Source organism: Mesorhizobium sp. M1143 (genome assembly GCF_040318435.1).
Classification (GTDB): Bacteria; Pseudomonadota; Alphaproteobacteria; order Rhizobiales; family Rhizobiaceae; genus Mesorhizobium.
On record NZ_JAMYMJ010000014.1, the window covers coordinates 83,178 to 108,123 of the forward strand.

At 64.6% G+C, this 24,946-nt stretch carries 20 protein-coding genes; 6 read left to right on the top strand and 14 right to left on the bottom strand.

What is annotated here, in order from left to right; translation table 11 throughout:
• Positions 1 to 13: 13 nt before the first annotated feature.
• The 3 genes from NKH35_RS13055 to NKH35_RS13065 all read right to left on the bottom strand — a co-directional run bounded on the left by NKH35_RS13055 (position 14) and on the right by NKH35_RS13065 (position 4,696).
• Positions 14 to 2,386, bottom strand: a complete 2,373-nt coding sequence (locus NKH35_RS13055; protein WP_023732652.1) for an aldehyde dehydrogenase family protein — start codon at positions 2,384 to 2,386, stop codon at positions 14 to 16.
• Between the two features lie 226 nt (positions 2,387 to 2,612).
• Entirely contained in the window at positions 2,613 to 3,662 is a 1,050-nt protein-coding gene (deoC, locus tag NKH35_RS13060) for a deoxyribose-phosphate aldolase (protein ID WP_352914821.1), read from the bottom strand.
• A 206-nt stretch (positions 3,663 to 3,868) separates the two neighbouring features.
• On the bottom strand, positions 3,869 to 4,696 hold the full coding sequence (locus tag NKH35_RS13065; RefSeq protein WP_023671300.1) for a ferredoxin--NADP reductase: 828 nt from the start codon (positions 4,694 to 4,696) through the stop codon (positions 3,869 to 3,871).
• A gap of 220 nt (positions 4,697 to 4,916) precedes the next feature.
• Between NKH35_RS13065 and NKH35_RS13070 the strand changes: the two genes are divergently transcribed.
• Together NKH35_RS13070 and NKH35_RS13075 are read left to right on the top strand one after the other, a co-directional pair.
• Positions 4,917 to 7,001, top strand: coding sequence for a hydantoinase/oxoprolinase family protein (locus NKH35_RS13070; protein ID WP_352914823.1), 2,085 nt, complete (start codon positions 4,917 to 4,919; stop codon positions 6,999 to 7,001).
• A 1-nt stretch (position 7,002) separates the two neighbouring features.
• On the top strand, positions 7,003 to 8,685 hold the full coding sequence (locus NKH35_RS13075) for a hydantoinase B/oxoprolinase family protein (RefSeq protein ID WP_352638680.1): 1,683 nt from the start codon (positions 7,003 to 7,005) through the stop codon (positions 8,683 to 8,685).
• 22 nt (positions 8,686 to 8,707) lie between these two features.
• Here the strand turns inward: NKH35_RS13075 and NKH35_RS13080 are convergent, their stop codons facing one another.
• On the bottom strand, positions 8,708 to 9,598 hold the full coding sequence (locus NKH35_RS13080; protein ID WP_352811191.1) for an SGNH/GDSL hydrolase family protein: 891 nt from the start codon (positions 9,596 to 9,598) through the stop codon (positions 8,708 to 8,710).
• A 254-nt stretch (positions 9,599 to 9,852) separates the two neighbouring features.
• On the opposite strand from NKH35_RS13080, the gene NKH35_RS13085 reads away from it, so the two are divergent.
• A complete protein-coding gene (locus tag NKH35_RS13085; protein WP_023671296.1) occupies positions 9,853 to 10,623 on the top strand; it encodes an ABC transporter substrate-binding protein in 771 nt (256 codons plus the stop codon).
• A 70-nt stretch (positions 10,624 to 10,693) separates the two neighbouring features.
• Complete coding sequence (locus tag NKH35_RS13090; RefSeq protein ID WP_352914828.1) at positions 10,694 to 11,809, top strand: aminomethyl transferase family protein; 1,116 nt, start codon at positions 10,694 to 10,696, stop codon at positions 11,807 to 11,809.
• A 1-nt stretch (position 11,810) separates the two neighbouring features.
• Here the strand turns inward: NKH35_RS13090 and NKH35_RS13095 are convergent, their stop codons facing one another.
• Genes NKH35_RS13095 through NKH35_RS13120 form a run of 6 tightly spaced genes read right to left on the bottom strand, consistent with a single transcriptional unit; the run spans position 11,811 to position 19,106 of the window.
• The gene (locus tag NKH35_RS13095) at positions 11,811 to 12,272 is read right to left on the bottom strand and encodes a MarR family winged helix-turn-helix transcriptional regulator (protein WP_352914831.1); all 462 of its coding nucleotides are present in this window, start codon (positions 12,270 to 12,272) and stop codon (positions 11,811 to 11,813) included.
• The gene (locus NKH35_RS13100) at positions 12,269 to 12,853 is read right to left on the bottom strand and encodes an amino acid synthesis family protein (RefSeq protein ID WP_023736894.1); all 585 of its coding nucleotides are present in this window, start codon (positions 12,851 to 12,853) and stop codon (positions 12,269 to 12,271) included. The genes NKH35_RS13095 and NKH35_RS13100 overlap by 4 nt, the downstream gene beginning before the upstream one ends.
• Positions 12,846 to 13,730: a UPF0280 family protein gene (locus NKH35_RS13105; protein WP_023729752.1), complete on the bottom strand. Its 885-nt coding sequence runs from the start codon at positions 13,728 to 13,730 to the stop codon at positions 12,846 to 12,848. The genes NKH35_RS13100 and NKH35_RS13105 overlap by 8 nt, the downstream gene beginning before the upstream one ends.
• Entirely contained in the window at positions 13,730 to 15,271 is a 1,542-nt protein-coding gene (locus NKH35_RS13110) for a 6-hydroxynicotinate reductase (RefSeq protein ID WP_352914835.1), read from the bottom strand. The genes NKH35_RS13105 and NKH35_RS13110 overlap by 1 nt, the downstream gene beginning before the upstream one ends.
• Positions 15,268 to 18,231 carry a molybdopterin-dependent oxidoreductase gene (locus NKH35_RS13115; protein ID WP_352671017.1) on the bottom strand — a complete coding sequence of 988 codons (2,964 nt, stop codon included), beginning with the start codon at positions 18,229 to 18,231 and terminating at the stop codon, positions 15,268 to 15,270. Before NKH35_RS13115 ends, NKH35_RS13110 begins: the two co-directional genes overlap by 4 nt.
• Before the next feature lie 11 nt (positions 18,232 to 18,242).
• Positions 18,243 to 19,106, bottom strand: coding sequence for an FAD binding domain-containing protein (locus tag NKH35_RS13120; protein ID WP_023815985.1), 864 nt, complete (start codon positions 19,104 to 19,106; stop codon positions 18,243 to 18,245).
• Between the two features lie 283 nt (positions 19,107 to 19,389).
• Here NKH35_RS13120 and pncA point away from each other — a divergent pair, with 283 nt between their 5' ends.
• Both pncA and NKH35_RS13130 read left to right on the top strand, forming a co-directional pair.
• Entirely contained in the window at positions 19,390 to 20,004 is a 615-nt protein-coding gene (pncA, locus tag NKH35_RS13125; RefSeq protein ID WP_023815986.1) for a bifunctional nicotinamidase/pyrazinamidase, read from the top strand.
• Between the two features lie 85 nt (positions 20,005 to 20,089).
• Positions 20,090 to 21,457, top strand: a complete 1,368-nt coding sequence (locus NKH35_RS13130; RefSeq protein WP_352914840.1) for a sodium:proton antiporter — start codon at positions 20,090 to 20,092, stop codon at positions 21,455 to 21,457.
• Here the strand turns inward: NKH35_RS13130 and NKH35_RS13135 are convergent, their stop codons facing one another.
• Genes NKH35_RS13135 through NKH35_RS13150 form a run of 4 tightly spaced genes read right to left on the bottom strand, consistent with a single transcriptional unit; the run spans position 21,458 to position 24,769 of the window.
• Complete coding sequence (locus NKH35_RS13135; RefSeq protein ID WP_352914843.1) at positions 21,458 to 22,210, bottom strand: ABC transporter ATP-binding protein; 753 nt, start codon at positions 22,208 to 22,210, stop codon at positions 21,458 to 21,460.
• Positions 22,207 to 22,932 (bottom strand): ABC transporter ATP-binding protein, encoded by a 726-nt coding sequence (locus NKH35_RS13140; RefSeq protein WP_023815989.1) that lies wholly within the window; start codon positions 22,930 to 22,932, stop codon positions 22,207 to 22,209. The genes NKH35_RS13135 and NKH35_RS13140 overlap by 4 nt, the downstream gene beginning before the upstream one ends.
• On the bottom strand, positions 22,929 to 23,891 hold the full coding sequence (locus NKH35_RS13145; RefSeq protein ID WP_352914846.1) for a branched-chain amino acid ABC transporter permease: 963 nt from the start codon (positions 23,889 to 23,891) through the stop codon (positions 22,929 to 22,931). The genes NKH35_RS13140 and NKH35_RS13145 overlap by 4 nt, the downstream gene beginning before the upstream one ends.
• Entirely contained in the window at positions 23,888 to 24,769 is an 882-nt protein-coding gene (locus NKH35_RS13150; RefSeq protein WP_352914849.1) for a branched-chain amino acid ABC transporter permease, read from the bottom strand. Before NKH35_RS13150 ends, NKH35_RS13145 begins: the two co-directional genes overlap by 4 nt.
• Positions 24,770 to 24,946: the final 177 nt, after the last annotated feature.

Consider the following 24,946-nt stretch of genomic DNA (forward strand, 5'->3'; position numbering starts at 1 on the left):
GCTTCAGGCGGCATTAGTCGCCGTATGGCACCCAGACGTTCTTCACTTCGACGGCGCGGCGCAGCAGGGCATCGCCGGCGGCCTCGTCGGACGCCCAGTCGAGGCTGCTGCCGTTGCCGGTCCAGACGCGCTTGAGATTGCCGACGGAATCGGCCTCCGCCTTGGCGCAAGTGTCGGCATCGGCAAACAGCCAGAGCCCGTCGACATCGTCATGCTTGGCCAGCACGCCGGCAAGCTCCGCCGTGCGGCCGGTGACGATGTTGATGGCGCCTGCCGGAACGTCGGAATATTCGATCACCTGGTAGAGATCGGTGGCAAGCAGCGGGTATTTTTCCGACGGCACGGCCACTACCGTGTTGCCCATGGCAAGCGCAGGTGCGATCAGGGAGATCAAGCCGAGCAGCGGCGCGCTGTCCGGGGCGACGATGCCGACGACGCCGACCGGCTCGTGCAAAGCGAGCGTGACGGCGCGGGCCGGTGGCTGATGCACCCTGCCCTCATACTTGTCGGCAAGGCCGGCATAGAGGAACAGGCGCTCGATCGATTGTTCCACTTCCTCCCGCGCGGCCTTGGCGTTGGCGCCGGTCAGTTCGGTCAAGCGTGCGGTAAACTCGCCGGCACGGCCGGACAGATTTTCGGCGAGATAATATAGCACCTGGGAGCGATTGTAGGCGGTCGCCTCCGGCCACGCTTTGCAGGCGCGGGCGGCGGCAACGGCGTCGCGGATGTCCTTGCGGCTGCCGAGACCGACTTCGCCGGCCAGCTTGCCCCTGGCAGTGGCGACATAAACCGAGTAATTTCCATCGGGACGCACCTGCTTGCCGCCAATGAACAGCTTGGCCGTGCGGTCGATGGCGCCGCCATCCGATTGCTCGACGGGCTGCGCCGAAGACGCCGTCGGCTTGATCACCGGGCCGAGCGGCAGTTTTGCCGAGAGATATTCGAACATGCCCTCGCGCCCGCCCTCGCGGCCAAAGCCGCTTTCGCGATAGCCGCCGAAGCCGCAGGCGGCGTCGAACATGTTGGTGCCGTTAACCCAGACGACGCCGGCCTTCAATTGCGGAGCGACATGCAGCGCGAGGTTGATGTTTTCGCTCCACACCGAGGCGGCCAGCCCATAGCGCGTGTTGTTGGCAAGCTCGATCGCTTCCTCGGTGTTGCGGAAGGTCATGGTGGCCAGAACCGGACCGAACACCTCTTCCTGCGCCAGTATGTTTGCCGGCGAAACACCGGTGGCGAGCGTCGGCAGGTGGTAGTAGCCGGAAGACGGCAGCACCGCATCGGGCTGCCAGCAGACGGCGCCCTGCCTGGCGCCTTCGGCGACCAGACCCTTGACGCGGTCGAGCTGCGTGGCGTCGACCAGCGGGCCGACATCGGTGTTCTTGTCGAGCGGGCTGCCGACGCGAAGCCGGCTCATCCTGACCTTGACCTTGGCGATCAAGGCATCGGCAATGCCTTCCTGCACCAGAAGCCGTGACCCGGCGCAGCAGACCTGGCCCTGGTTGAACCAGATGCCGTCGACCAGTCCTTCGACGGCGCTGTCGAGATCGGCGTCCTCGAAGACGATGAAGGCCGATTTGCCGCCAAGCTCCAATGACAGCTTCTTGCCCGATCCAGCCGTGGCTTTCCTGATGATCTTGCCGACCTCCGAAGAGCCGGTGAAGGCGATCTTCTGGATGCCGGGATGGTTGACGATGGCGACGCCCGCTTCCGGCCCGCCCTGGACGATGTTGACGACGCCCTTGGGCACGCCGGCACGCTCGCAGATCTCGGCAAACAGGATGGCGGTGAGCGGCGTGAACTCGGCCGGCTTCAGCACCACCGTGCAGCCGGCGGCGAGCGCCGGCGCAATCTTCCATGCCAGCATCAGCAGCGGGAAATTCCATGGGATGATCTGGCCGACGACGCCGACACCCTTGTGGCCTGGGAAATCCTTGTCCAGCGCCTGTGCCCAGCCGGCATGATGGATGAAATGGCGGATGGCCAGCGGCACGTCGATGTCGCGGCTTTCGCGGATCGGCTTGCCGTTGTCGATTGACTCAAGCACTGCGAACAGGCGCTGATGACGCTGCATCGCGCGGCCAATGGCGTAAAGCACTTTTGCGCGCTGGTAGCCCGAGGATGCCGACCATTTCGGTAAGGCCTTGGTGGCTGCGGCGACGGCTGCGTCGATATCGGCGGCGCCGGCATCGGAGATCTTGGCCAGCAGCTTGCCGGAGGAGGGTTCGCTGGTCTCGAAAGTCTTGCCGCTGGCGGCCGCCTTCCAGCCGCCATCGATGAACAGCGCCTTGCCGAAATCGCGTCCGGCAAGCCAGGCATCGGCCTCGGTGCGGGCTTCCGGCGCCGGGCCGTATTCCATGGCGTGATAGCGTTCGAGAATGTTCATGACGCGCTCCAGATAATCTTCTTGGCAGGCGCTCTGTGGCGCCCCCCTCCTTCCTGCCGGACATCTTCCCCACAAGGAGGGAGATCAGCATTCGCGCCTGTCGGCTCCGAAACGTCGACGACTGGCGAAATCGTCAATGATAGCCAATCTCCCCCCAGGTGGGGGAGATGTCCGGGAGGACAGAGGGGGGCGCGAAAAAACTCGGCGTTCAAGGCCTTCACCCGCCTCACGCCATTGCGTGGCGGTGGTTGGCCGAATAATGCCCGGTCAGATGATGCTCGAGCTGGCGCTCGATATCGGTCAGCAGGCTCGAGGCGCCGAAGCGGAACAGGTCTGGCTCCAGCCATGGCCGGCCGAGCTCCTCCTTCATCAGCACCAGCCAGTCGAGCGAAGCCTTGGCTGTAGAGATGCCGCCGGCCGGCTTGAAGCCGATGAGAAAGCCGGTCTCCTCGAAATAGGCTCGGATGGCGCGCACCATGGCAAGGCCGACGGGCAGCGTGGCGTTGACGCTTTCCTTGCCGGTCGAGGTCTTGATGAAATCGGCGCCGGCCATCATCGCCACCATCGAGGCCAGCATGACATTGCGCAGCGTGGCGAGGTCGCCAGTGCCGAGAATGACCTTGAGATGCGCATCGCCGCAGGCTTCGCGCATCGAGACGATCTCGTTGTAGAGCTCCTGCCACTTGGCGCCGAAGACCAGGCCGCGCGGGATGACGACGTCGATCTCGTCGGCGCCGTCGCGCACCGATGCCTCGATCTCCTGCAGGCGGGTCGACAACGGCGCAAGGCCGTGCGGGAAAGCGGTGGAGACGGCGGCGACATGGATGCCGGTGCCGCGCACGGCATCAACAGCCGTCGCGACGAATGGATGATAGACGCAGACCGCCGCCGGGCGGATTTTTTCGCCCTCGATGCCAAGCCCCTCGACGATGTCGCGGCGGAACGGGTTGATCGCCTTGGCGCATAGGCGGCGCACCCGCTCTTCGGTGTCGTTGGAATTCAGAGTCGTCAAATCCATGCAGGAGACCGCGCGCAGCAGCCAGGCGGCCTGGTTGTCAGCCTTGATCGAGCGCCGCTTTGTGAGGCTGGCGACCCTGCGTTCCAGCGCCGAGCGGTTGACCGAGCGCACCGATTCCATGAAGCCGAGATCGAGCCGCATGCCGGTGTTGCGGGCAATACCGTGGCTTTGCGGCACGGGCGTGTTGGCTGCGGCACGCGCCTGCAGCGGCGTGACCTTGGACCCGCCGAGATCGGCTTCGCGGATTGTGCTGCTCATCTCCTGCCCTTTCGCTCGACGATTTTACGTCGTGGTGCGTGTCGTTGCTCCCGGACTTGGGCGACACACACCGAAGATAGCCCGTGAATCGATGCTTCACGAGTCCTTCAAGGGCTCATAACGGAAAAAGGCGGCAAAAGCAGCTGAATTTTGACCACATGGTCAAAACGTCAATTCAAGACGTGGCGCCGAGGCGCCGGCTGATGTCAGCCGACGAAAGCGCGCTCGACGACGAAGGTCGAGGGATGGCTGAGCGAGCCCTCATGGAAGCCGAGGCTTTCGGCCATTTCCTTGACGTCCTTCAGCATATGCATCGAGCCGCAGATCATAATGCGATCCGTCTCCGGATTGAGCTTCTCGATGCCGAGGTCGTCGTAGAATTTGCCGGAGCCGATCAGCGCGGTGATGCGGCCCATGCGCGCCGACTCTTCGCGGGTCGTCGAATTGTAGAGGGTGACGCGGCCGCCGGTCAGTTCGCCGATCAGGGGATCGTTCTCGAGCGCGGCCACCAGTTCCTGGCCATAGGTCAGTTCGGCATTGTCGCGGCAGGTGTGGGTCAGGATGACCTGATCGAATTTTTCGTAGGTATCGGGGTCGCGCAGAAGGCTGGCGAAGGGCGCAATGCCGGTGCCGGTCGAGATCATGAACAGGCGCTTTGCCGGGGTCAGCGCGTCGACAACCAGCGTGCCGGTCGACTTCTGGCGCATGATGACGGTGTCGCCGACCTGGATCTTCTGCAGTTCGGAGGTCAGCGGGCCGTCCGGCACCTTGATCGAGAAGAATTCCAGCTCTTCGTCCCAGGCCGGGCTTGCCACCGAATAGGCGCGGTACACCGGCTTTTCGGCATTGGGCAGCCCGATCATGACGAACTCGCCGGAGCGGAAGCGCAGCGACTGCGGACGGGTGATGCGGAACGAGAACAGACGGTCGGTGTAATGCTTCACCGAGACGACGGTTTCGGCATAGACGTTGGCCGGAATCGGGAACTGCAGCGGACGGGCGCCGGCGGTGTTGAGTGCGGATGTGGTGTTCATCAAATCCAACTCTGTCTTGCCCACGCCTGTGCGGGCGCCAAACCGTTTCCTGCGCGCCCAGACCATTCAGGTCCCGGCGAGCCGTTCACACACTCCAAAGCAGTGAGCTCTTGTGTCCCAAATTTATTAGTATACAAACGATATTTGTGTCAAGATACCACGCTAAAACAGCTTTCCAAACTGCGGCATATTCGTAGTTCCGCCATTTCGGATTTCGACAATGAAAGAGAATTTTTCGGTGCAACAACCGGATTCCCTGGGTCACGTCGTTGCCGGCATCGATGTTGGCGGAACCTTCACCGACCTCATTTTGATCGACGGAAATGACGGCGGAAAGGTGCATATCGCCAAGACGCCGACGACGGTCGACAACCAGGCGTTCGGCGTGGTTTCAGCGCTGGGCGCCACCGGCTTTGCCATAGACGGCATCGACCTCATCGTGCATGGCACGACCACCACCACCAATGCAGTTCTGGAACGCCGGCTGGCGAAAACCGGCATGATCACCACACGCGGTTTTCGCGACGTGATCGAGTTGGGACGGCGGACCCGACCGCAGCCCTATGGCATGACAGGCACCTTCGTTCCGATCATACCGCGCGATCTCAGGCTCGAAGTCTCGGAGCGCGTCGAAGCATCCGGCGCGGTGCGCACGCCGCTCGACGAGGCCGAGATGCGCGACGCCGTGAAGACGCTGATCGCGGCCGGCTGCGAGTCCCTCGTCATCCATTTCCTGCATTCCTACGCCAACCCTGGACATGAGCGGCGCGCGGCCGAAATCGCCGCCGAGCTTTGGCCGAACGGCTACATCACGACTGGCCATGCGCTGCTGTCGGAAGCCCGCGAATTCGAGCGCGGCGTTACCGCCGCGGTCAACGCCTCGGTGCAGCCGATCCTCGAGCGTTATGTCGAGCGGCTGCGCAAGGAATTGGCCGCCAAGGGCTATGCCCGCGACTTCCTGATCATGAACGGCAATGGCGGCATGATCTCGGCCCGTTTCGTCACGCGCGAGTCGGCCAAGACCGTGATGTCCGGCCCGGCCTCCGGCGTCATCGCCGCCGCCTATACGGGCAAGCGCGCCGGCTTTGAAAACCTCGTCACCTACGACATGGGCGGCACCTCGACCGATGTGGCGCTGATCCGCAACGCCGAGCCGGCGGTCTCCAACGAGATCGAGATCGAATATGCGATGCCGATCCATGTGCCGATGGTGGCGGTGCATACGGTCGGCGCCGGCGGCGGCTCGATCGCGCGCGTTGATGCGGCCGGCCTGATCCAGATCGGCCCGGAAAGTGCCGGCGCCAATCCCGGTCCGATCTGCTACGGCCGCGGCGGCTTGGAGCCGACCATCACCGATGCCAATCTGGTGCTGGGACGGCTGGCGCCGAAAAAACTGCTGGCGGTCGAAAATCCGGTCACCGTCGAGCGCGTCACCGGCATTTTCGAGAACAGAATAGGCAAGGCCACCGGCCTCTCCGGCGTCGAGGCGGCGGGTGCAATCCTGCGGCTCGGCAACATGAAAATGGCCGGCGCCATCCGCATGGTCTCGGTGTCGCGCGGCCATGATCCGCGCGATTTCGCGCTGTTCGCCTTCGGTGGCGCCGGGCCGCTGCATGCCTCCGCCCTGGCGCGCGAACTCGGCCTGCCCCGTGTGCTGGTGCCGGCGCGTCCGGGCATCACCAATGCGCTCGGCTGCGTCGTGGCCGATCTGCGTCACGACTTCGTCAACACGATCAACCAGCCGGTCGCCGTGCTCGATGAAGCCAGGCTTCGCGAGGTGCTGGAACGTCACCGCGGGGAAGGCGAGGAACTGATCGGCAAGGAAGCGGTGAAGCCGGAAACGATCCGCGTTACGCACTCTGCCGACATGCAGTTTGTCGGCCAGACCCACATCATCAACGTGCCGTTGCCGTCTTCATCGGTGACAAGGCAGGAGTTGCAGGCGCTGTTCGAAAAAGCCTATTTCGCCCGCTTCAAGGTCGAGCTGCCGGAGATCCGCGCCAATCTGGTCAACCTCAACACGTCGGTGACGGGCGTGCGGCCGGCGATCGACCTGTCACGGCTGATCGACCCGGCCGGACGTACAAAGACGCTAGACGAGGCGCTGCGCGAAACAAGGCCTGTCTGGTACGCAGGACGCTGGCACGATACGCCGATATACGCACGCGAAAAGCTGCCGCCCGATGCCGTCATCGAAGGGCCGGCGATCCTCGAACAGATGGACGCCACCACCGTGCTCGAACCCGGCGACCGCGCAAGATCGGACGCCGACGGCAACATCATCATGGATATCGGCGAGGCCTGAGATGCAAAAGCTCGACGCCATCACGCTTTCGGTCCTGCAGGCTGCCCTCCAGCAGGTCTGCGACGAGATGGATCTCACTTTCTCCCGCGCGGCCTTCTCGCCTGTCATCGCCGAAGCCAATGACCGCTCCGACGGCATCTACTCGGCCGTCGACGGCTCGCTGATCGCACAAGGCAGCCAGGGCCTGCCGGTGTTCGTCGGCGTCATGCAGTATTCGACCAGGACGGTGATCGAGATGATCGCCGACGGCCGCTGCCTGCCACCTGAGCCGGGCGACATCTATATCGTCAACGATCCCTATCTCGGCGGCACTCATCTGATGGATGTGCGCTTCGCCATGCCGGTCTATCGCGACGGCAAGATATTTTGCTGGCTATCGAATACCGGCCACTGGCCCGATATCGGTGGCTCGGTGCCGGGCGGCTTCTCCGCTTCCGCCACAGCCGTCGAGCAGGAAGGCCTGCGGCTGCCGCCGGTCAAGCTGTTCAAGAAGGGCGTGCTCGACACCGAAATCTACGCCATCATCTGCTCCAACATCCGCGTCGCCGACCAGCGCATCGGCGATATAAGGGCGCAAGCCGCGGCACTGCTGATCGGTCAGGACCGGCTCAATGGAATCCTCGATCGTTACGGGGACGAAACCGTCGTCGGGGCGATCGCCGAACTGCGTCGCCGCGCCGCCGAGCAGATGCGCGCCAACATCTCCGCCATTCCAGACGGCACCTATAGCTCGAAGGCCTTTGTCGACTCGGACGGCGTGGTCAACGAGCCGCTGACCATTGCACTTGCGGTGGAGAAGAAGGGCGACACGCTGACCTTCGATTTCACCGGTTCCTCAAAACCCTGCGCGGGGCCGATGAACAGCGTGCTGGCGACGACGCTATCCTCGGTCTATCTCGCCATGCGCCATATCTTTCCCGATGTGCCGATTAGCGCCGGGGCTTTCGAGCCGCTGATCGTCAAACGGCCAGAAGGCACGTTTCTCGATGCCAAATACCCGCGGCCCGTCTCGGGCTGCGCGGCTGAGGTGTCGCAGCGCATCGCCGAGGCGGTGTTCGCGGCGATGGTGCAGGCGCTGCCGGAAAAGGTGACGGCTGCACCCGCCGGCTCCAGCGGCAATTTCGCGCTCGGCGGCAACGATCCGGCCCGCGGCCGCGACTATGTGATGTATCAGATCTCCGGCGGCGGCTATGGCGGCAATTCGGGACATGACGGGCTGACCAATGGCTGCTCGACCATCGGCATTTCGAAATCGCCGCCGGTCGAGATCATGGAGCAGGCCTTTCCGGTTCTCTACCGCCACTATGCCTTGCGCGAAGGCTCCGGCGGCGCCGGCAAGCAGCGCGGCGGCTTCGGCCTCGCCTATGAGGTCGAGATATTGCGAGGCGAGGCGCGAGCGTCCTTCGTCATGGACCATGGCCGTTTCGGCCCGCAAGGCGCGCTCGGCGGCAGGGACGGCGCGGTCAACACAGTGACCGTGTTCCGCGACGGCGAGGCACATGTGCCGCCGCATCTGTCCAAGGAACAGGACATCGCGCTCAAGGCCGGCGACCGCGTGCGCGTCGGCACGCCGGGCGGCGGCGGCTATGGCGATCCGCGTCAGCGCGATCCGAAACTGGTCGCCGAGGACGTCCGTCTTGGTTACTACACCGATGAACAAGCCAAAGAGCTGTTCGGAACCTGACAGCCGACAGGCCCGAGCTGCGTTAGCTCTGCAGCTTGGCCTTCAGCGCATCGGCGAATTTCTGCGCGATTTTCTTGAAGCCGGCGGGATCGGGATGCAGTTCGTTGGCCCAGTCGGCCAGCTTCAACGTTCCTTGCGTGTCGACCAGATGGAAATTGTTGTTGGGATCGTCGGCCAGGCGCTTCACCACATCGCGGAACGCCGCCAGCGCGTCGTGGACGATGACCGTGCCCTTGGCGACCGTCCAGTTGCAGAAATCGAGCGACGGTTTCAGCCACGGGCCGACACAGGACGGATGCGCTCCGTTCGGGATCGGAAAATCATAGCAATGGCCAAAGATCGGCACGCCTGGCGCGACGCGGTCGCGCAGCGCGAACAAATCGAGATAGCAGGCCTCGACCATGCCGAGCGCCTTGGTGAAGCGGTTCTTGTTCAGCCCGGGGGCGTGGCCGTCATTGAAGTCGAGGAAGATGCAGAACTGGTCGCCGGCAATGTCGTTGCCACCGGCAGAGAACAGGATGGCATCGGGCTTGCCGTCCAGCCAGTTGGCCTTGTTGCGCAGGGCGGCGATCATGCGCTGCTGCTTGGGCAGCGACATCTCGTCGGTCGCCGCATCGCCATGATGGGCAAGGTTGAGGATGGTCGGCGGCATCGAGCCGATGCGGCGCAGCTGCGCGATCACGTCGGTGTCGACGAACGGAAAGCCGTTGCCGGTGAGCGGATAGTCGAACCAGGAATCGCCCTGCGCCAGCATCACCAGCGGCCGGTTGGCGACGGCCGCCTCGAGATTGCCGGCGCTTTCCCTTGCGGTTTCGAGCCGCTCGATGTTGGCCTGGTGAACCCTGATGCGCTTGGCGATGTCGTCGTCGATGCGCCGTTGCGCGGCTTCCTGCACGAATTCCTGCTGGTCCATCCCCAGGTCCCTCCCATGACCGCCTATGTCCGGCTGAGCATGCGCCGATGTCCATGATCGGTCTGTAATTTAGATCACAGTAAGATTCCTGGGGAAGGACGGCTTGCCGCGCCGTGATCGCCGCAGAGCATGTCGTTTCCGTCTCCGTGGAGTCTGCAAAAGACCATAGACTTCTATCCTTGTTTTCGCGCAATTCCGGACGGGAAACCGCCAACACCTTCCCTGGAATTGCTTAGTCAACGGAGATCAGGAACATGCGTCTTTTCGGTCGTTTCGTGCTTGCCGCGTCCGCCGCCCTGCTGCTTGGGACCGGTGCTGCCTCTGCCGAGAAACTCAGGATCGGCACCGAGGGCGCCTATCCGCCCTTCAACTATGCCAATTCGGACGGCACGCTGGGCGGCTTCGACATCGACCTCGGCAAGGCGCTGTGTGCCGAGATGAAGGCCGAGTGCGAATTCTCCGTACAGGATTTCGATGGTTCCATTCCGGCGCTGCAGGCCGGCAAGTTCGACGCCATCATCAACATCACCATCACGCCGGAACGGGCCGAGAAGGTCGAGTTCACCCACAAATATTACCAGACGCCGCCGGCCATCGCCGTGCCGAAGGATTCGACCATCGCCGGCACATCGCCGGACGATCTGAAGGGCAAGGTGCTGGGCGTGCAGAGCGCAACCATCCACCAGAATTTCGCCGAGCAGAAATACTCCGGCTCGACCGTGAAAGCCTATCCGACGGGCGACGACGCCCGCACCGACATGGCCAATGGCCGGCTCGACGCGATGATGGACGGCTCGATCATCCTGACCGAATGGCTGAAGAAGCCCGATGGCGCCTGCTGCAAATTGCTCGGCACGCTGACCGCCGATCCGGCCATTCACGGCCCCGGCGTCGGCATCGCCCTGCAAAAGGGCAACAAGGAACTGGCCGACAAGTTCAATGCCGCAATCGAGGCGCTGCGCGCCAACGGCAAGTACAAGGAAATCAACGACAAGTACTTCGCCTTCGACGTCTACGGGGGTTAATCCCTCAGCCAACCCGACCTCGGCAGCGCCACCCGGCGCTGCCGTTTTCATGAGATGACGGAGAAGTTTCTTGGTTGAGCGGCGCTCCCCTTTCTACACCAGCATCGTTGGCCTCGGCGCCACGATGGGCCGGGTCGGCGGCGACTTCGTCTCGGCCAAAACTTATTCCGGCATCGCCGACGAGCATCTGAACACGCGCAAGAATGTCGGCGTGCAGGATCTGAGCACCATGGGCAAGATGGACATCAAGGGGCCGGAAGCGGAGGCGCTGGTCAACCACGTTATCGTCAACGATGCGGCCGCGATGAGCCCCGGCCAGGTGCGCTATTCCACCGTCTGCCGCGACGATGGCGGCATCATGGACGACCTCACCGTGTTCCGGCTGGCGCCTGAGCATTTCATGCTGGTGACCGGCTCGGTCAACCGGCTGAAGATGCTGCCCTGGCTGCAGCATCATGCTGAAGCGCGAAAGGCCTATGTCACCGACATCACCGCGGCCGTCGCCTTCCCGACCATACAGGGGCCGCGCTCCCGCGAGCTGCTGAAAGCACTGGTTTCGGATGCCGATCTCGATGAGTTGAAACGCTGGGCGTTCACTTCAGGGCGCGTCGGCGAGACCAAAGTCCTGATCTCACGCACCGGGGTGACCGGCGAGCTCGGCTTCGAACTGTTCGTGCCGGCGGACGAGGCGACTTCCGTCTGGGACGCGCTGGTGCGGACCGGCGGCGATTTCGGCTTGAAGCCATACGGCGTGCTGGCCATGTTCACGCTCGGGCTGGAAAAGGCCTATCCGGCGCATGGCATCGACATGGACGAGAGCCGTACGCCCTTCCATGTCGGGCTCGATCGCTGGATCAAGTTCGACAAGGGCGAGTTCATCGGCCGCGAGGCATTGCTCAAAATTCGCGACAAGGGGCTCGACGAACGCTGGACCGGGCTGATTCTCGACGGTGACAAGCCGGCCGCGACGGATGCCAGGGTTTTCGCCGACGGCGAGGATGCCGGCGTCGTCACCTACAGCGATCACGGCTATTCCTTAGGCAAAGTTCTGGCGACGGCGCATTTGCGGCTGCCGTTCACCGCCATCGGGACCGAATTCAGCATCGACATTGACGGCAAGCCGACCCGCGCGGTGGTGGCGCCGATGCCATTCTTCGATCCTGAAGGCGCTCGGCTGCGGGCCTAAATCAGGCTAACTTCGCTAGCAGCCGCATAAACGTGGCCGCTTCCTTGACCGTCAGCGGCGCCAGTGTCTCCTGGGTGATGGCGCGGGCCAACGGGATCAGCCGTTCGACCGCCTCGCGTCCCTCTGGCGTGAGGTTGACCAGCAGCCGCCTTTTGTCGACCTCATGCTTGGTCAGGTCGACCAGGCCACGCGCCTTCAGCCGATCGATCACGCCCTTGACGGTCGCCGCATCCATGGCGATCAGCGTTCCCAACTGGTTCTGCGAGGTCTCGCCGACATCGTGCAGCTTGGCGAGTGCAGCGAATTGCGGCGGCGTCAGGTCGCTGATCTGGGCGGCAAAGATCGAGACATGGCGCTGATGCGCCTTGCGCAGGATGAAGCCTACCTGCTCCTGCAGGCGGTAATCATGTTCGTCAGGCTCTTCGGCCTCGACGAGCTTGAGAAGATTGTCGCCGCCGCTCATCGCAAGCCGTCCCAAGCCTTGATGTCGCCAACCGCCAGGCCGCCCATGCGGTCGTGCACGCGCGGACCGCAGCTCATGGCCAAGCAGAAGAGGATCTCGTCGGGGCGCGGCCCGTCGCTGAGGCCGACCTCAATGGCGTCGAAATGGCTGCGCACATAGGCAGCGTTGGTGTGGCCGAGCGGCACGTCGAGCCGCGAGCCGAACGCCCCGACCTTGGTTGCCGACGGCACGATCGCCTTGGCGTCGCCCAGCCGCTCGCGCATGGCATAGCCGCCCGGCACATGCCAGAGCGCGCCGTGCTCCAGCTCCCCTGACGAACCCACAATGGTGCCCTTGCCGTAGGCGTCGATCTGCTTGATGTCGCCGCCCAATGCGGCAATGAGCTTGTCGGTGAGCAGCAGGCCAAGCGGCTTCAGATCGTCCATGGCGCTCTGCAGTTCTTCGACGTAGCGGCCGGCGAACGGGTTCTTCACCAGCGCCACGGCCGCCGCGCGGCGGCGCGGCGCAGCTGCGACCGGGCCGCCATCGTGAAAGATCTCTTCGGTCAGAACCGCGATCTTGCGGATCGGAAACTCAGGCATGGGCAACTTCCTTCCCTGGATTTTTGTTGGGCGCGGCAAGCGCCATGGAACCACTGATGCGGGCTTCCCCACCTAGAAACAGCGCCGATGCGGCAATCAGGCCGCGCCGGCGAAAATCTTCGGCGACGGCAAGGCCATTGTCCAGCGCCCGCTCCACATCGCCACGCGCGAGCATGCCGACGGCTTGTGTCACCAGCCGCGCGCCGAGATCGCTGTCGGGCGCCAAGTCCTGCGCGGGAATGCGCTTGATGGCGGGATTGCCGGGCAGGTCGACGGCGTTGGCAATGAGTGTCGCGGCCGCATCGGCCTCGGCGCCGGTGTGCGCCAGCACGGTGACGGCGTCGGCAATGCCAAGCGAGAACGAACGGCCGCGCCAGCCGCTGGTGGCGACGCCGCGCACGCCGTCCGCCGAGCGAATGGTGAGGCGGTCGGCCATGCCGTTGCCGGTGCCGGCGATCGCCAGGTTCATCGACTGGCCCTTGCCGATATGGAGGGCGCTGTCGCCGCCATTGTTGACATAGGCCCGGTCGAGCTTGCGACCGGCAAGCAATGCCGAGAGCATTTCGTCGGCTACCGATCCCGCGACGGCGGCCATCGGCGTGATGAAGCATTCCGCCAACGGCATGACGGCTGCTTCCATGCGCCGCGCGGTCGGGCCGGCGAAGGTGCGCGGCGCCAGGAAAAATGCCGGCAGCCGCAATTCGGGAAGCTCCTCGACCAACTCGATCAGGATCGTCTGGAAGCGCTCGATCGCCTGATCGTAGGCGGCACGACACTCAGCCGCCTCACCAAAGGCTTCGACGATCAGGTCGATCGGCCCGTGGTTGAGGTGCAGCCGCTTGCCGTCCTGCAGCCAGTGGACTTGCGGGCCTTGCATCAAGAGGCCCCGTTCGAGCCGACGCGGCGCAACTGCGCCAGCGGCGGCCATGGATTGTGGGCCTCGGCGCCTGAGCCGCGGCGCGGGTTGAGATATTCGCCGCCTTTGGCAACGATATCCTCGACGCTGCGTATCTCGGCCTCGTAGCCGCCCAGCCGGACATAGTCGTCGCGGCGTAGCGTGAATTCGATCGGCGCCACCAGCGCCGGCGTCGGCACATAGCCGAAGGCGCCTTCCGGCACGCGCATGACGTCGACCATCAGCGTGATGCCGCCGCCCGGCCAGACATAGACCGGCGCGCCGCCAACGGTAACATAGGTATTCAAGCCCTGCACCGAGCGGGTGAGATTGACCGGGTTTTCGGTGACGCCGGCGCGCAGCGAACCGCCGGCGCCGCCGATGAACAGCACGGTGCAGAGCGCCGGCTCGCAATTGTCCTCGATCAGGCCGACCGATTTCTGCAGCCGCTCGGGGAACGGTTTTTCCACCGGCTTCAACTCGTCGTCGAGCTCGTAATAGGCGAACTGCTCGCCGGTGGTCGACACCATCAGCAGCGACAGGCCGGGGCGGGCGCCCTTCTTGGCGTTCCATCCGCCGAGGATCGACAGCGGGTCGGAAATCGAGGTGCCGCCCCAGCCGAGGCCGGGCTCGGAAACCTTGAAATAGCGGCCCGGCGTCGAACGGCGGCCGATGATCTTGATGCCGGTGTCCTGCCAGCCCAGCACCTTGCCGGCCTGATGCTCGGAGACGACGCCGGTGATGTGGTCGTCGACCACCACCACCTCGTCGACAAGGCCGCGCCATTGCGTGGCGAACATGCCGATGGTGGCCGAGCCGCAGCCGACCCGCATGCGGTGTTCCTGCTTGCCGTCGATGACAGGTGGTTTGCCGGCTTCGACGGTGATGGTGGCGCCGCCATCGATGGTCAGTTCGACCGGCTTGCGATTGCACAGACTGAGCATCGCGTCACAGGTTGCCCGGCCTTCGGCCTTGGAGCCGCCGGTCAGATGATGCACGCCGCCCAGCGACAGCATCTGCGAGCCATATTCGCCTGTCGTGACGTGGCCGATCGCCTCGCCTTGCGCGCGCACGATTGCCGTTTCGGGGCCGAGATGACGGTCCGTGTCGATCTTCACCTTGACGCCGCAGTACGAAAAAATGCCTTCGGTGACCACGGTCACCAGATCGACGCCCTCGACCTCCTGGCTGACGATGAAGGGGGCTGGCTTGTAGTCGGGATAGGTGGTGCCGGCGCCGATCGCAGTGACGAAGCGGCGGCCGGTGTTGACCAGTTCGCCGTCCCATTGCTCGCCCTCGGCGGTGAAGGGCACGACCGCGGCGCCGCTCTCTGCCGCATGGTCGAGGATGGTCAGCGGGTCCATACGCACGATGCGGCCACCGACATTGCCGTAGCGGTCGCAGGCGCCGGTGCGGCCATCGGCGATGTAGCACATCACCGGACAGGCATCGCAGCGGATCTTTTCCGCCACCAGCTTTTCGCCCGGATCGTGGGTTTCGAAGCGTTCGGCAAGCTCGCTCATCGGCGTGCCTCCTTGTCGCGGATGCCATCTTTTTCGCGGATGGCGGCGCGGATGCGCGCCGGCGTCGCCGGAACCTTGGTGATGAGAACGCCGGTGGCGTGGCGTATGGCGTTGAGGATGGCGGGTGCGGTCGGGATCAGCACATGCTCGCCCAGGCCCTTGGCGCCGAACGGTCCCTCCGGATCGGGAACCTCGATCAATATGTGCTCGATCTCAGGCACATCGCCGATGGTCGGGATGAGATAGTCGTGCAAATTCTCGGTGCGACCGGGGATGTATTCCTCCATCAGCGCCATGCCGATGCCTTGCGCGATGCCGCCTTCGATCTGGCCTTCGACCAGCAGCGGATTGATCGCCTTGCCGACATCGTGTGCGGCGGTGATTTTCAGCAGCTTCACGGTGCCAAGCTTGAGATCGACTTCGAGTTCGGCGATCTGCGCGCCGTAGCCATAGACGGCGTAAGGCTTGCCCTGGCCCTTGGCATCGAGCGGCAGCGTCGGCGGATCGTAGGTCTCCTCGGCGCGAAAGACGAAACTGTCCGCATCGACATCGAGCGCGGCGAGATCGATGCGCCGAGTGGCTTCGCCTTCACGAATGACGATCGCCGGGCCGTCCAATTGCAGGGCAGCGTTCTCCGAGACATTGGCAAAGCGCAGGATTTTTTCGCGCAAGGCGCGGCCGGCCTTCTCGGCCGCCTTGCCGGTGACAAAAGTCTGGCGCGAGGCCGATGTTTTGCCGGCGTCGGGGCTGATCGCAGTGTCGGCGCTCTTCAGCTTGAATTTTTCCAGCGGCAGGCCGAGTGCGTCGGCGCAGATCTGGGCGATGACGGTGTTGGAGCCCTGGCCGATATCGACGGCGCCCTGATGCAGGATGACCTCCCCCTCTGGCGAGATACCGACCCTTATGGTCGACGGATTGGGCAGCGAGGTGTTGCCGCAGCCATACCAGCAGGACGCGATGCCGACGCCGCGCTTTTTGCTCGTATTGGCATTGTTGAATGTATCTGCGTCGGCCGTCGCGCGAGCCCAATGCAGCCGCAAGGAGTCGAGGCACTCGAATATGCCGACGCCCGACTCCAGTCGCTGTCCGGTAACCGTTTCGGATCCGTTCCGAAGGCAGTTCTTCAGCCGAAAATCGAGCCGGTCCATGCCAAGCTTGCCGGCGAGCTCATCATAGAGCGTCTCCTGCATGATCGTCGCCTGCGGCACGCCGAAGCCACGGAAGGCGCCGGAGATCGGCCCGTGGGTGTGGATGGCGCGGCCTTCGGCGCGGTAGTTCGGCGTCGCATAGGGACCGGAGGCATGCACCGGCACGCGGTTGGCGACGGTCGGGCCCCAGCTGGCATAGGCGCCGGTGTTGAAATCGCCTGTGAAGACCATGCCGGTGACATGGCCCTCGGCATCTACGCCGATGGTCGCCTTCATCTCGGACGGATGTCGCTTGGTGGTCGACATCATGGATTCGGTGCGGGTGTAGGCAAGCGCCGCCGGCCGGCCGGTCTTCAGTGCCACAAGCCCGATGAGCGGCTGCAGCGACACGTCGAGCTTCGAGCCGAAGCCGCCGCCGGTCGCGGTCGGCACGATGCGCACCTTGTCGACGGCAAGACCGAGCACCTTTGCCGTTTCGTCACGGTCCATATAGGGGGCCTGGGTGCAGGCGACGACGACCAGCGTGTCGCCGTCCATGTAGGCATGGCCGGCTTCCGGCTCGATGTAGGCGTGCTCGACATAGGAGGTGTCGATGGCACCGGACACCGTGTAAGCAGCCTCGCCAAGCGCCGCCTCGGGGTCGCCGCGCTCGACAAAGCCCTTGGTCAACAAATTGGCCGGGCGGTTCGCGTGGATGAGCGCAGCCCCTTCTGCCTGCGCGTCGCCGGGCTGCAGAAAATGCGGCAGCTCGGTCCAGCGGACCGGGAAATCCTGGAGGTCGAGATCGAGCATGGCCTCGCGCTCGCCGGCGACAAGCGCCACTGCCTCGCCGCGCAGCCGCGCAAAGCCTTCGGCCAGCGCCGGCTGGTCGGCAAACGGACCGATGACGCCGAAACAGTTTTTTCCCGGAATGTCGGCGGCGGTGAAGACGCCGACGATGCCGGGATGCGACTTCACCCAGCCCTCCAGGTCGCCGAAGGCGAAGCCGGCATGATAATGCGGCGAGCGGACCACCAGCACGGCCAGCGCATCGGCGGGAAAGGCATCGGCGCCGAATTTTTCAGCGCCGGTGACTTTTGGCACGCCGTCGAGCCGGACCGGGGAGGCGCCTACAGCATTCCCTGTGGTTGGCATTCTACGTTCAAAGTTGAATTCCAACGAATGACGTTGGCGCTGCCCCTCACCCTTACCCTCTCCCCGTGAAGAACGGGGAGAGGGGAGCGTCGGCGCTGGAGCACTTCCCTTCTCCCCGTCACTATACGGGGTGAAGGTGCCGGCAGGCGGATGAGGGGCAGCGCCGTCGGTCGACGTCTCGAACCGTCCCGCATCCATCACTGCCGCAATGATCTTTCTGTAGCCGGTGCAACGGCACAGGATGCCACCCAGCGCATCCTGCACCTCGGCCTCGGTCGGATTCGGTGTGCCATCCAGCAGCGCCGTTGCCGCGACCAGCAGCGCCGGCGTGCAGATGCCGCATTGCGCGGCGCCATGTGCCAGGAAGGACGCCTGCAGCGCCGAGAGCCGGCCATCGGCGAGGCCTTCGACGGTCGTTACGGACGTCCCGGCTGCGGAGGCCGCCGGCATCAGGCAGGCGCAGACGGCGTCGCCGTCGACCAGCACCGTGCAGGCGCCGCAATCGCCGGCATCGCAGCCAACCTTGGTGCCCGTCAGCTGCAATTCGTCGCGCAAAACCTGCGACAGCCGGCGCAGCGGCGGCACATTGACCGAGACGGCGGCGCCATTGACGGCGAAGGCGATCTCGGCGCGCTCGATGCCGAGGCCCGGCACGAGGTCGGGCAGGGCTTCAATCATCTCAGAGTGGCTCATGCCGCCACCATGCTGTTGTCGTTCGTCAGCCCGCAGGCCCCCAGCACGGCGCGAGCGACAAGCTCGCGCGCTGCGTCGAGCCGGTATTCGGCGCTGCCGCGCACGTCGGCAATCGGCGAGAGCTCGGCCATCGGCGCGGACAGGAGAGCATCGGCGAGTGCCGGGCCGACAGGCTTGCCCACCAGCACGGCTTCGACAGCGGCGAGCCGCCTGGCGACGGCCGAGCAGGACCCGACCGCGACAGCGGCTTCCATGACCATGCCATTCTCGGCAACGAGGCGCGCCGCCACCATGGCGATGGAGATAACGAGGTAGCGCCGCGCACCGAGCTTGACGAAGGCCGACGTGCCGGCAGAGGCCCGCTTCGTGATGCGGATGGCGGTGACCAGTTCGCCCGGCAGCAAAGCGGTGCGGCGGTTGCCGAGAATGAACTCCTGCAGCGGCAGATAACGCGTCGCGGCTGCAGAGCGCAGCTCGACCTCGGCGTCCAGCACCAGCAGTCCCGGAACGCCATCGGCGGCAGGCGAAGCATTGCAGAGATTGCCGGCGATCGAGGCGACATTCTGGATCTGCAGGGAGCCCACTTCGCGCGCGGCCTGCTTCAGCGCATCGAAAGCCGCCGGCAATGGATGGCGGACAAGGTCGGTCCAGGTGGTGCGGGCGCCCAAAACCCAATGGGTTTCGGTCTCGGCAATGCCGCGCAGCGAGACCAGGCCGTTAATATCGAGAACATTGTCGCGGAACGGTTTGGCGCCCTGCGCCGGATAGAAATCGGTGCCGCCGGCAAGCACGCGCCAGGCGCCCTCGCCCAGCAGAGCGAGCGCCTCGTCGAGCGTGGCGGGTTTCGCGTAACGGATCACGCTTTGCCTTCCAAAAAAATAGGCCTTCCCATTGGGACCTTCAAAAGGTGGGGTCTTCCCGAACCCCGCCAATGTCTGATCAGGCCAAATTCATTCGTATGCAAATGATATCAAGCTGGCGGAAATTGTCAAAGCCGGAGTTTAAGGGAACCCGGCCGCCAAGCATTTCTTACGCTTGCAGAGGTTGACGCAGGCGGCCATCCGGTCAAGTTTCAGCATCCGGTCGCATCAGCGGCGTATTTCACTCGATCCCCCGTTCGAGACGTAGAAGAGGAGAGGCGCCATGGCCGACGAAGCGCTTGTTGTCATCGACCTGCAAAACGACTTCTGCCCCGGCGGCGCACTGGCGGTTGCCGGCGGCGACGAAATCGTGCCGCTGGTCAACGATCTGATTCGGCATGCCGAGCATGTCGTGCTGACGCAGGACTGGCACCCGGCCGGACATTCGAGCTTTGCCTCCAGCCATCCGGGGGCGCAGCCCTTCAGCGCGATCGAAATGCCCTATGGGCCGCAGACGCTGTGGCCGGACCATTGCATCCAGGGCAGCCTCGGCTCGGATTTTCACTCGGGGCTCGCCTGGACCAAGGCCGAGCTGGTGATCCGCAAGGGATTTCGCCCTGATATCGACAGCTACTCCGCCTTCTTCGAGAACGACCACAAGACGCCGACGGGGCTCGCCGGCTACCTCAAGGAGCGCAGCATCGACAGTGTGACCCTGGTTGGCCTGGCGACCGACTTCTGCGTTGCCTTTTCGGCCCTCGACGCGGTCAAGCAAGGCTTCAAGACGACGGTTCGCCTCGACGCCTGCCGCGGCATCGATCTCAACGGTTCGGTCGAGGCGATGCTGAAGAGGATGCGCGATGCCGGGGTTAGGCTCGAAGACCCGATCTCGGAGTGACTGGATCGTGAGGCATCGAGGGGGCTGCACACAGTTGGGGAAGGCTTTGGCGGCAGGTGTACTCGCTTCCGCTGTGTCTCCGCAAATGGCCTTCGCGGCCGAGGCCCGCGGCCTGCCCGATGCTACCATGTCGCTGTGGTGGGCGCTGCCTTTCGCCGGCCTGCTGCTCTCGATCGCCACCGGACCGCTGCTGTTCCATCATGTCTGGGAGCATCACTACGGCAAGATCGCAGCCGGCTGGGCAGCGCTGGCGGTCATCCCCCTGATGGTTGCATTCGGCGTTCCGGTAGCCGGTGAAGCCGTGCTGCACACGCTGCTCACCGAATACATGTCGTTCATTATCCTGCTGTTCGCGCTCTACACCATTTCGGGCGGCATCCTTGTCGCCGGCAACATCCATGGCACGCCGCTGGTCAATGCCGGGCTGCTGCTCGTCGGGGCGATGCTGGCCTCGGTGATCGGCACCACCGGCGCCTCGATGATCCTGATCCGGCCGATGCTGCGCGCCAACGACAACCGGCAGTTCAACGCCCATATCGTCATCTTCTTCATCTTCCTGGTGTCTAACATCGGCGGCTCGTTGACGCCCTTGGGCGACCCGCCATTGTTCGTCGGCTTCCTGCGCGGCGTCGACTTCTTCTGGACGTCGGCGAACCTCTGGCGCGAGACGCTGTTTACCGGCGGCCTGGTGCTGCTTGTCTTCCTGGCCATCGACATCATGCTGCATCGCCGTGAAGGCGGCGCGCCGAAGATCAAGGATCCGACGCCGGATACGAAGGTGCGCCTTCGCGGCCTGGCCAATCTGCCGTTGCTGGCCGGCGTCATTGCCGCGATCCTGCTTTCAGCTGCCTGGAAGCCGGGCGTGACTTTCTCCATCCTCGGCGTCGGCCTCGAACTGCAGAACCTGGTGCGCGATGCCATCATCCTGGCGCTCGCCGGGCTGTCGCTTGTCGTTTCCCTCAAGAGCCATCGCGAGGCCAACGGCTTCACCTGGGGCCCGATCGCGGAGGTGGCAAAACTGTTTGCCGGCATCTTCATCTGCATCGTGCCGGTCATTGCCATCCTTCGCGCCGGCCATGACGGCGCGCTGGCGCCGCTGGTGGCGCTGGTGACGTCACCCACCGGCCAGCCCAATGATCTCGCCTATTTCTGGCTGACCGGCGGGCTGTCGTCCCTCCTCGACAATGCGCCGACCTATCTGGTGTTTTTCGAACTCGCAGGCGGCGACGCGCGGCACCTGATGACGGAGGCGGCCTCGACGCTGGCCGCGATCTCGGCCGGCGCGGTGTTCATGGGCGCCAACACCTATATCGGCAATGCACCCAACTTCATGGTCTACGCCATCGCCCGACACCGCGGTGTGAAGATGCCGGGCTTCTTCGGCTACATGGCATGGTCAGGGCTGGTGCTGATCCCGATCTTTTTGATCGCCGGGTTCCTGTTTTTCGGCTGATCAGCCGACGCCGACATAGCGCCTGACTGCCGATGGGTCGGCGCGCAATTGCTCGACATCGACGGTCTCGCGGTTGCGGCCGTTCTCGATGAAGCAGACGCGGTCGGCGACGGACAGCACGGCGTCGACGCGCTGTTCGACCAGAATGGTGGAGACACCTAGCTCACGCAGCTTCACCACCGTCTCGCGGATCTTGGCGATCATCGACGGCATCAGCCCCTCCGTCGGCTCGTCTAGCAACAGCACCTGCGGCTCCAGACAAAGGGCGCGGGCCATGGCCAGCATCTGCTGCTCGCCGCCGGACAAAGTGCCGGAGCGCTGGCGCAGCCGCTGGCGCAGCAGCGGGAAGAGATCGAGCACGCTCTCGCGCGTCGCTCTTCCGTTGCCGCGCGCCATCAGACCGATCTCGATGTTTTCCGCCACCGTCATCTCGGCGAACAGCCGCCTGCCTTGCGGTACATAGGCGACGCCGGCCTTGGGCACCTCATGCGCCGGCAGGCCGGTCAACTCCTTGCCGGCGAGCCGGATCGAACCGGCGCTCGACGGAACCAGCCCCATGATTGCTTTCAGCGCCGTCGTCTTGCCGGCGCCGTTGCGACCGAACAGGCACAGCACCTCGCCCTTGTTGAGCACGAGATCAAGCTCGTAAAGCACCTGAACCTCGCCATAGAAGCAGTCGAGCCTGGAGATGGTCAGCGCTTCAGTCTCGTGGGCCTCAGTCTCGTGGGCCTCAGTCTTGTGGGCTTCGCTCATGGCGCCGTCCCCAGATAGGCTTCCTGCACCTGGGTGTTGGCGCGAACCTGTTCGGGCGTGCCTTCGGCCAGGATCTTGCCGGCGTTGAAGACGGTGATGCGGTCGGCCAGCTGCATGACGACCGGCATGTTGTGCTCGATCAGGAGCACGGTGGCGCTCTTGGCAATCTCGCGCACCAGTCCGATGAAATTGTCGATCTCGCTGTCGGCCAGCCCCTGCGTCGGCTCGTCGAGGATCAAAAGCCGCGGCTTCAGCGCCAGGCCCATTGCCACTTCCAGCAGGCGCTGATGGCCGTAGGAAAGCTGGCCGGCCGGCATATGGGCGCGGCCGGCAAGGCCGGTGCGATCGAGCGCGGCCATGACACCGGTGCGCACCGCACCTTTCGAGCGGCCATCGGTCAGCGTGCGCTGCACCGGCAGCGCGACATTGTCGTAAGCGGAAAGGTTGGCAAAGACGCTGGTGATCTGGAAGGTGTAGGCGATGCCCCGGCGAACCCTGAGATAGGCCGGCTGGCTGGTGATGTCGGCGCCGTCGAAGACGATCATGCCGGACGATGGCTGAATGCGGCCGCTGACCAGGCTGACGAAGGTGGTTTTGCCGGCGCCATTGGGGCCGATGACGGCGCGGATCTCGCCCGGCATCAGCTGAAAATCGACACCATCGACGGCGCGCAGGCCGCCGAAATTGCGCGCCAGGCCTTTGGTGGTCAGCAACGGCATCATGGCAGCCACCGGAGCCAGCGCTGGCGGATGGTGCCCAGAATGCCTTTGGGGAAAAACAGCACCAGAAGGATGAGTGCAATACCGACGATCAGGAGATAGGCGGAGGTGTAACCGCTGGCGGTGTCGATGACATAGTACATGAACACAGTGCCAAGCAGCGCGCCCAGCGTCGTGGCGGCGCCGCCGAGCAGCACCCAGAGCAGCGGCAGGATGGAATACTGCACCGAGGCAAAGCTCGAGCCGACATAGCCGAACAGCAGCGCATAGGCCGCACCCGACGCGGCGCAGATGGTGCCGGAGACAACGACGGCGATCAGCTTATTGGAGAAGGTGTCGTAGCCCAGCATTTTCGTACGCTCCTCGTTCTCGCGCACCGCGACCAAAACGCGGCCATAGCGGGAGCGGACGATGGCGAGGGTGATCAGCAGCACGACCGAGAACAGCGCCAGCGCGCTCATGTAGCGCACGGTCGGGTTGGTTAGGTCGAGCGATGTCGCGCCGAAGGCCAGAACCCGCGCGGGCTGCGGCACGACCAGACCCTGGTCGCCGCCGGTCCAGGCGGCGAAATAGAGGATGGTGAGGTAAAACACCTGCGCGAACATCATGGTGACGATCATGAAGGCCACGCCGGTGGTGCGCAGCGCCAGCAGGCCGATCACCAGTGCCAGCAGCGCGCCGCAGGCGATGCCGGCGAGGAAAGCCAAAGGCACGCTCCAGCCGAGATGGATGACCGCGAGACCAGCGCCATAGAGCCCGGCGGCGAAGAACATGGCGTGGCCGAGGCTGAGCAGGCCGACATAGCCGAACAGCATGTTGTAGCCCATGGCGAACACCGCCAGCACCATGATGCGGGCCAGCAGGCCATGATGGTAGTCGGGCAGGACGAAGCTCAGCGCAAACAGCAGCGCGATGACGCCGAGATGCAATGCATAGGCTTTTGCCGGCGAAGCTTCGCTCATCGCGACGCCTGCCCGAACAGGCCCTGCGGCCGGAATACCAGCACCATGGCCACCAGCAGCGTGGCGATGATCTTGGCCAAAGTCGGCGAAAAGAACACCGAGATGATGCCGTCGGACAGGCCGATCAGCACGGCGGCGACGACGGTGCCGCGCAGCGAGCCGAGGCCGCCGATGATGACGACGATGAAGGACAACAGCAGCGGGTCCTGTCCCATCAGATAATGCGCCTGACTGATCGGCACGATCAGCACGGCGGCGATGGCCGCCAGCATGGCGCCGAGCCCGAAGACGCCGGCATAGACGCGGTCGACCGGAATGCCGAAGGCCTGCGCCGTCTCGCTGTCATATTGGGTGGCGCGCATGACGAGGCCGATCTTGGTGCGCGTCAGCACCAGCCAGGTGGCGATGAGCAGAAGGGCCGAAGCGGCAATGATCGACAGCTTGTAGCCGGAATAGCCGAACCAGGGCAAAAGGATGCGGTAGCTGAAGGGCGGCTCCACCGGGCGCGCTTCCGGGCCATAGAAGCTCAACGCCAGCTGCTGGATGATGTAAAGCATGCCGATCGTGGCGACGATGGTGGCTTCCGGATTGTAATTGAGCCGGCGCAGCACAAGCCGCTCGGCTACCAGCGCAATGGCGCCGACGATCAGCGGCGCAATCACCAGCGCCGCCAGGAAGCCGAGCGTGGGATGGCCGGGTATCGCCGTCGAGATCGCCCAGGCCAGCACCGCGCCCAGCATGAAGAACTCGCCATGGGCGACGTTGACGACGCGCATGACGCCGAACACCAGCGACAGCCCAAGCGCCGTCAGCGCCAACACGGCGGAGGTGACAAGGCCTTCGAGGGCGGCGAGGAGGAGGTGGGGTCCGAAATGCATTCAGGGCGCCCTTACCCTCCCCTTGTGGGGAGGGTGACCGCGCAGCGGTCGGGTGGGGGTTGGGCACGGGCCGTCGCGGGCCCCCCCCCCCCACCCCCCGCGCGCACGCAACAAAACCAACTAGGGGGGCGCCCACCCCCACCCCCGGCGGGGGCTGGGGCGGCGCGCCCCCCCCCG

Excerpts from the sequence above, each read along its gene's own strand:
- NKH35_RS13055 (WP_023732652.1), bottom strand. The coding sequence starts at position 2,386 with ATGAACATTCTCGAACGCTATCACGCCATGGAATACGGCCCGGCGCCG.
- deoC (WP_352914821.1), bottom strand. The coding sequence starts at position 3,662 with ATGAGCAGCACAATCCGCGAAGCCGATCTCGGCGGGTCCAAGGTCACG.
- NKH35_RS13065 (WP_023671300.1), bottom strand. The coding sequence starts at position 4,696 with ATGAACACCACATCCGCACTCAACACCGCCGGCGCCCGTCCGCTGCAG.
- NKH35_RS13070 (WP_352914823.1), top strand. The coding sequence starts at position 4,917 with ATGAAAGAGAATTTTTCGGTGCAACAACCGGATTCCCTGGGTCACGTC.
- NKH35_RS13075 (WP_352638680.1), top strand. The coding sequence starts at position 7,003 with ATGCAAAAGCTCGACGCCATCACGCTTTCGGTCCTGCAGGCTGCCCTC.
- NKH35_RS13080 (WP_352811191.1), bottom strand. The coding sequence starts at position 9,598 with ATGGACCAGCAGGAATTCGTGCAGGAAGCCGCGCAACGGCGCATCGAC.
- NKH35_RS13085 (WP_023671296.1), top strand. The coding sequence starts at position 9,853 with ATGCGTCTTTTCGGTCGTTTCGTGCTTGCCGCGTCCGCCGCCCTGCTG.
- NKH35_RS13095 (WP_352914831.1), bottom strand. The coding sequence starts at position 12,272 with ATGAGCGGCGGCGACAATCTTCTCAAGCTCGTCGAGGCCGAAGAGCCT.
- NKH35_RS13100 (WP_023736894.1), bottom strand. The coding sequence starts at position 12,853 with ATGCCTGAGTTTCCGATCCGCAAGATCGCGGTTCTGACCGAAGAGATC.
- NKH35_RS13105 (WP_023729752.1), bottom strand. The coding sequence starts at position 13,730 with ATGCAAGGCCCGCAAGTCCACTGGCTGCAGGACGGCAAGCGGCTGCAC.
- NKH35_RS13110 (WP_352914835.1), bottom strand. The coding sequence starts at position 15,271 with ATGAGCGAGCTTGCCGAACGCTTCGAAACCCACGATCCGGGCGAAAAG.
- NKH35_RS13115 (WP_352671017.1), bottom strand. The coding sequence starts at position 18,231 with ATGATTGAAGCCCTGCCCGACCTCGTGCCGGGCCTCGGCATCGAGCGC.
- pncA (WP_023815986.1), top strand. The coding sequence starts at position 19,390 with ATGGCCGACGAAGCGCTTGTTGTCATCGACCTGCAAAACGACTTCTGC.
- NKH35_RS13130 (WP_352914840.1), top strand. The coding sequence starts at position 20,090 with ATGGCCTTCGCGGCCGAGGCCCGCGGCCTGCCCGATGCTACCATGTCG.
- NKH35_RS13135 (WP_352914843.1), bottom strand. The coding sequence starts at position 22,210 with ATGAGCGAAGCCCACAAGACTGAGGCCCACGAGACTGAGGCCCACGAG.
- NKH35_RS13140 (WP_023815989.1), bottom strand. The coding sequence starts at position 22,932 with ATGATGCCGTTGCTGACCACCAAAGGCCTGGCGCGCAATTTCGGCGGC.
- NKH35_RS13145 (WP_352914846.1), bottom strand. The coding sequence starts at position 23,891 with ATGAGCGAAGCTTCGCCGGCAAAAGCCTATGCATTGCATCTCGGCGTC.
- NKH35_RS13150 (WP_352914849.1), bottom strand. The coding sequence starts at position 24,769 with ATGCATTTCGGACCCCACCTCCTCCTCGCCGCCCTCGAAGGCCTTGTC.